5 protein-coding genes are annotated in these 6,023 nt (G+C 70.2%); all 5 read left to right on the forward strand.

Annotation, left to right across the window (positions count from 1 at the left end; genetic code table 11):
• The first annotated feature begins 5 nt into the window (after positions 1 to 5).
• The 5 genes from CFP71_RS12735 to CFP71_RS12755 all read left to right on the forward strand — a co-directional run bounded on the left by CFP71_RS12735 (position 6) and on the right by CFP71_RS12755 (position 5,763).
• The gene (locus CFP71_RS12735; RefSeq protein ID WP_093934061.1) at positions 6 to 1,352 is read left to right on the forward strand and encodes an MFS transporter; all 1,347 of its coding nucleotides are present in this window, start codon (positions 6 to 8) and stop codon (positions 1,350 to 1,352) included.
• Positions 1,353 to 1,368: 16 nt separating this feature from the next.
• On the forward strand, positions 1,369 to 2,031 hold the full coding sequence (locus tag CFP71_RS12740; protein WP_167406096.1) for a response regulator transcription factor: 663 nt from the start codon (positions 1,369 to 1,371) through the stop codon (positions 2,029 to 2,031).
• A gap of 3 nt (positions 2,032 to 2,034) precedes the next feature.
• On the forward strand, positions 2,035 to 3,438 hold the full coding sequence (locus CFP71_RS12745) for a sensor histidine kinase (protein WP_093934063.1): 1,404 nt from the start codon (positions 2,035 to 2,037) through the stop codon (positions 3,436 to 3,438).
• Complete coding sequence (locus CFP71_RS12750; RefSeq protein ID WP_093934064.1) at positions 3,435 to 4,376, forward strand: TAXI family TRAP transporter solute-binding subunit; 942 nt, start codon at positions 3,435 to 3,437, stop codon at positions 4,374 to 4,376. The genes CFP71_RS12745 and CFP71_RS12750 overlap by 4 nt, the downstream gene beginning before the upstream one ends.
• A gap of 100 nt (positions 4,377 to 4,476) precedes the next feature.
• A complete protein-coding gene (locus CFP71_RS12755) occupies positions 4,477 to 5,763 on the forward strand; it encodes an alpha/beta hydrolase family protein (RefSeq protein ID WP_093934065.1) in 1,287 nt (428 codons plus the stop codon).
• Positions 5,764 to 6,023 lie beyond the last annotated feature (260 nt).

Consider the following 6,023-nt stretch of genomic DNA (forward strand, 5'->3'; position numbering starts at 1 on the left):
CAAAGATGACAACCCGGATCGGCGAAGCGTCGCCGCCCGTAAGCGAGAGGCGAGTCGTCGGCAACGTGCTGCGCGGCTCCATCGGCAACCTGGTCGAGTGGTACGACTGGTACGCCTACGCCGCCTTCACCACGTACTTCGCCAAGTCCTTCTTCCCCACCAAGGACACGACGGCGGCCTTCCTCGGCACCGCGGCGGTCTTCGCCGTCGGGTTCCTCATGCGGCCGCTGGGCGGCTGGATGCTGGGCCGGTTCGCCGACCGCTTCGGGCGACGAAGCGCACTCGTGCTTTCCGTCACGTTGATGGCGACGGGGTCGCTGATGATCGCCGTGACCCCGACCTACGCCAGTATCGGGATCGCCGCGCCGATCCTGCTTCTGATCGCCCGGCTCGTCCAAGGGCTCTCGGTAGGCGGCGAGTACTCGACCTCCGCGACCTACCTGTCCGAGGTGGCCACTCCGGGCAAACGCGGCTTCTATTCCAGCTTCCAGTACGTGACGCTGTACGGCGGCCAGCTGCTGGCGCTCGGCCTCCAGCTCCTGCTCCAGTCCATTCTCACCGAGCAGCAGCTGACCTCGTGGGGCTGGCGGATCGCGTTCGTCGTCGGCGCGCTCGCCGCGGTCGTGGTGATGATCCTGCGGCGCGGGATGGACGAGTCGGCCAGCTTCGAGGAGGCCAAGGCGTCCGGCACCGGCAAGGACGCGGGCGACAAGGGCACGCTGCGCGCGCTGATCAAGTACCCCAAGGAGATCGCGCTCGTCGTCGGCCTCACCCTCGGCGGAACGGTGTCGTTCTACACCTTCGCCACCTACAGCCAGAAGTTCATGGAGAACACCGCGGGCATCCCGCGCCGGACGGTCACGCTGATCCTGTTCTGCGCGATCCTCGTCGCCGCGATCCTGCAGCCGCTCGCCGGGAAGCTGTCCGACCGCATCGGCCGCCGCCCGCTGCTGATGTTCTTCGGGATCGGCGGCACGCTCCTGACCGTCCCGATCATGACGCTCATGGGCGCGACCAAGCAGCCGGTGTTCGCCTTCCTGCTGATGCTGGCCGGGCTGGTGATCGTCACCGGGTACACCTCGATCAACGCGATCGTGAAGGCCGAGCTGTTCCCGACGAAGATCCGCGCGATCGGCGTCGGTCTCCCCTACGCGCTCACGGTGGCGATCTTCGGCGGCACCGCCGAGCTCATCGCGCAGGCGCTCAAGGGCGCGGGCCACGAGTCGGTGTTCTTCTACTACGTCGCGGGCTGTGTCCTGGTCTCGCTCATCGTGTACGGCACAATGCGGGAAACCTCGAAGACCTCGGAGCTCGACAACAAGAAGCAGCCCGAGCCGGTCTCCGGCCGTTAGACGGGAAGGTGTGGTCATGCGGTTGCTGCTGGTCGAAGACGACGCCGGCGTCGCCGACGCGCTGTCCGAAACGCTGCAAGCGCGTGGCCACACCGTCTCCCACGCGATCCGGGGCTGCGACGCGCTGCACCGGCATCGCGAGGCCGACGTGATCCTGCTGGATCTCGGCCTGCCCGACATGGACGGGCTGGACGTGCTCCGCAAGGTCCGTCAGGTGTCGCTGGTGCCGGTGCTGGTCCTCACCGCGCGCGGGGACGAGCGGTCCGTGGTGCGCGGGCTGCGGCTCGGCGCCGACGACTACCTGACCAAACCGGTCCGCCTCGCCGAACTGCTGGCGAGGATGGACGCGGTGGTGCGCCGCGCCGCCATCACTGCCGCGCCCCAGGACGACATCGTCCGCGTCGAGGACGTCGAGATCGACCTCGGGGCCCGGCGGGTGCTGGTCGACGGGACCGACATCGGCCTCACCACCAAGGAATTCGCCGTGCTGGCGGTGCTCGCCGCCCGGCCCGGCACGGCGGTGAGCCGCCAGCAGCTGATGGACGAGGTCTGGGGCGACGCGTACCTCGCCGTCTCCCGCTCGCTGGACGTGCACCTGACCCAGCTGCGCGCGAAACTCGACCGGCCGGGGCTGCTGACCACGATCCGGGGATTCGGCTACCGCTTCGGCCGGGACTGAGCGGTGCGCACCCGGCTGCTGGTCGTTCTCGTCGCGCTCGCGCTCACCGTCGTCGCCGCGTTCGCGATCCCGCTGTTCGGGTCGACCGCCGCGCAGCGGACCCAGCAGCTGGTGATCGCCCGCAACGCCGACGTCGACCGATTCGTCGTCCTCGCCCAGCAGGCCGTCGACGCCGATGACCCGACCACGCTGACGGTCGACGCCGAGCGGTATTCGTCGTTATACGGCGAAGCCGTCGTGGTGGTCGACGCGCGCGGAATGCCGCTGGTCGAAACCGGTGGGATGACGGCCGCGGAGCCCTTCGTGCGCTCACTCGTCGAGTCCGCCCTGCGCAACCAGCCCGCGAAGGGACCCGAACAGCTGAGCCCGTGGTCGGCGGATCCGGTCTACTTCGCCCGGCCGGTCGGCACCGGGACGCGGGTGGCCGGAGTCGTCGTCCTTCGCGCTTCGGTGACCACGGCGGCGGACGACGTCACGACCCGCTGGGCGGCGATCGTGGCGGGCGCGGTCCTGGTCGCCGCGGTTTTCGTCCTGCTCGCGGTGCTCCTGGCCCGCTGGATGGTGCGGCCGCTGCACGAACTGGAGACCGGCGTGCAGGCGGTGACCGAGGGCCATCGCGCCGAGGTCCCCGATCGCGCCGGACCGAAGGAGTTGCGTTCTCTCGCGACGTCGTTCAACCGGATGTCCGACGCCGTCGTCGAGGCGTCCGAACAGCAGCGGCGGCTCGTCGCGGACGCGTCGCACCAGCTGCGGAATCCCATGGCGGCCTTGCGATTGCGGGTGGATTCCCTGGCCGCGCAGGTGGACGGCGACGGTCAGCGGGCCTACCGCGCGACAGTCGCGGAGGTCGAACGCCTGGAGTCCTTGTTGGACGGACTGCTCGCGCTGGCGCTCGCCGAAAGCGCCGCGACCCGGCTCGCGGCGGGTGAATCCGGCGACGAACCCTGCGATCTCCCGGCGGTGCTGGCCGAACGAGTCGACGCGTGGCGTCCGTCGGCAGACGACGCTGGAGTCGATCTCGCGGCGGCGGAGGGCCACGACGAGCCGGTGCCCGTGCGATGCTCGGAAAGCGAACTGGCCCAGGTGCTCGACGTCCTGCTGGACAACGCGGTGCACTACGCGGGCCAGGGCGCCACCATCACCACCGGCTACGAGGCCGGCGACACGACCGCCACGCTTTTCGTGTCCGACAACGGCCCCGGACTGTCCACAGAGGACCGTGAACGCGCGACCGAACGGTTCTGGCGGGCCGGAGGCGACGGCGCGCCGCGCGGGATGGGCCTCGGGCTCGCGATCGCGAGCCAGCACGTGCTCGCCCGCGGCGGGAAACTGGAGCTTCGCGAAGCCCAGCCGCACGGACTCGAAGTCCGCGTCGAACTCCCGCTCGTCACGGGAGGCACGCCATGACCGTCACCAGGCGTACCGCCCTCCTCGCCGGGCTCGCCACGCTCGCGGGCTGTTCGACGGCGGGCTATCAGGGCCCGGACCGCGAGATAGTCATCGCGGCGGGCGAGAGCGGCGGGTTCTACCTCGCCTTCGCGGAGCTGCTGGCCCAGCAGCTGAACCGGGTGGAGCCCCGGCTGCGGGCGACGGCCGTCGCGACCGAGGCCAGTGTCGAGAACCTGCGCCGGCTGCGGGACGGCCGGGCCGATCTCGGGCTCGTTCTCGGCGACGTCGCCGAGTCCGCCTTCTCCGGAGCGGACCCGTTCTCGGTCCCGATGTCGTTCTCGGCCATCGGCCGCGTCTACGAGAACTACCACCAGCTCGTGGTCCGCGCGGACGGCGGCGTGCGGTCCCTTTCCGATCTGGCCGGACGGCCGGTGGCGATGGGCGCGAACGGATCCGGCGTCGCGGTGTTCAGCACGCGGCTGTTCGCCCGCGCGCGGATCCCGGTGCACGCGAAGAACCTCCTGCTCGGGGAGGCGATCAACGCACTGATGGCGCACGAGGTCGACGCCCTGTTCTGGTCCGGCGGGATCCCCACGCCCGCGCTCACCGAGCTGAACCGGACCACCCCGATCACGCTCCTCCCCCTCGACGCCCACCTGCCGGCCCTGCGCGCGGGCTACGGCCCGGTGTACGACCAGGTCCACGTTCCAGCGCAGGCCTACCAGGGAGTCGGTGAACTGCGGACGATCGGCGTCGCGAACCTGCTGCTGGCGGCGCCTTCCCTGCCCGACGACGCCGCGGCCGCGGTCGCGCGGGTACTGGCCGGGCACGCCGCCGACCTCGTCCCGGCACCCGCCGTCGGGACCCAGTTCCTCGACGTCCGGACGCTGATCGGCACCGGCAAGGTGCCGCTGCACCCTGGGGCCGCCTCGGCCTACCGTGCCCTGCACGGGTGACCCACACTCAAACTCCAGAGTGATGCGCGTAGCGCCGAAGCGCTGCCAAGGTCGGAAACAGGCGGCCCACCGGGCCGCCCCGATCCGGAAGGACTCCACAGTGTCATCGAGACACAGCAGGGTGGTGCGGGGTTCGGCGCTGATCGCGGGCCTCGCGCTCGCGGGTGGGCTCGCCACGGCCGCCCCCGCCGTCGCGGCCGACCAGGTCGAACTCACCGCACCGGCCCTCACCGGTCACTACGACGTCGGCACCACCGACCTCCATCTCGTCGACAACGCCCGCGCCGATCCGTGGAAACCGGAGCGGCGCCGGGAACTCATGGTCACCGTCACCTACCCGGCCGACCGCTTCGCCGACGGGCCGCGCGCGCCGTGGGTCGGTCCCGCCATGGGCTCCGTCGTCGACCAGATCCTGGCGGGCAAGGACTACCTCGACCTCCCGACGGGCTCCATCGCTTGGAAGTCCGCGAAACGCAACGCCGAACTCGGCGTCCCCGCCGCGCACGGCGCGCCGAAGCCGGTCACGCTCTTCTCCCCCGGCTTCGGTGCGCCGCGTGAGACCTACTCGGCTCTCGTGGACGACCTGGCGAGCCGCGGGTATGTCGTCGTCTCGCTCTCGCACACCTACGAGAGCGCGGCGGTCGAGTTCCCCGGCGGACGGCTGGAACCCGCCGTGAACGGGGGCGAAGGCCCCGAATTCATGAAGAAGGCCCTCGACGTCCGGGTCGGCGACACCCGCTTCGTCCTCGACCAGCTCGGCAGACTCGCCCGCGGCCAGAACCCGGACGCCGAGAACCGGCCGCTTCCCCGTGGTCTGGGCCGGTCGCTCGATCTGTCCCGCGTCGGCGCCTACGGGCATTCCTACGGCGGGTTCACCTCCGGTGAGGCGATGGTGCAGGATCGCCGGATCGACGCCGGGATCAACCTGGACGGCGCGATGGCGACCGCGTTCGGTTACCCACCCGGAACCCCTTACGTGCCGGGCGAAGTCACGAAACGCGGCCTGGACCGGCCGTTCATGCTGATGGGTGCCGAAGGGATCGGCCAGGACGGGAAACCGCTCCAGCACACCCACCGGACTCCCGAATTCGACCGGAGCTGGGCGGACTTCTGGGCCAACCAACGCGGCTGGAAGCGGGACCTGCTCCTGCGCGGCGGCAGTACCCACATGGCGTACAGCGATTTGCAGGTCGTCATCCCGCAGCTGGGTTCGCGAGTGGCCAAGGAGAAGCGGGAGGCGGTCATCGGCACCATCGATCCCCGTCGCTCGCTGGCCGCGCAACGGGAGTACGTCGGCGCGTTCTTCGATCTGCACCTTCGCGGACGGGACAAGCACATGTTCGACCGCGAGTCGCCGCACTACCCCAACATCGACTTCATCGATTGAGCCTGGTGATGGGGACGTCGTGAGTGGCTTCGGGGGCGTGTTCCTTGGGCGGGTGTAGGCCCTCTTCGGGACGTTGAACGTCCTGGATGGTCCCTTCACCAGGGTCGGTGCCCCAGGGCCTTACTGCTCCGTGAAGGCCTCCTTGCCTACCTGAAGGTCAGGGTCTCGGCAAAGTCGTCCACCCGCTGGCCAAGCGGGGGCGAAGAGGCTCGTCGCCGTGGCACGACACCTTGCCAACTGTCCATAGAGGACACTATCGG

Source organism: Amycolatopsis thailandensis (assembly GCF_002234405.1).
GTDB classification, from domain to species: domain Bacteria; phylum Actinomycetota; class Actinomycetes; order Mycobacteriales; family Pseudonocardiaceae; genus Amycolatopsis; species Amycolatopsis thailandensis.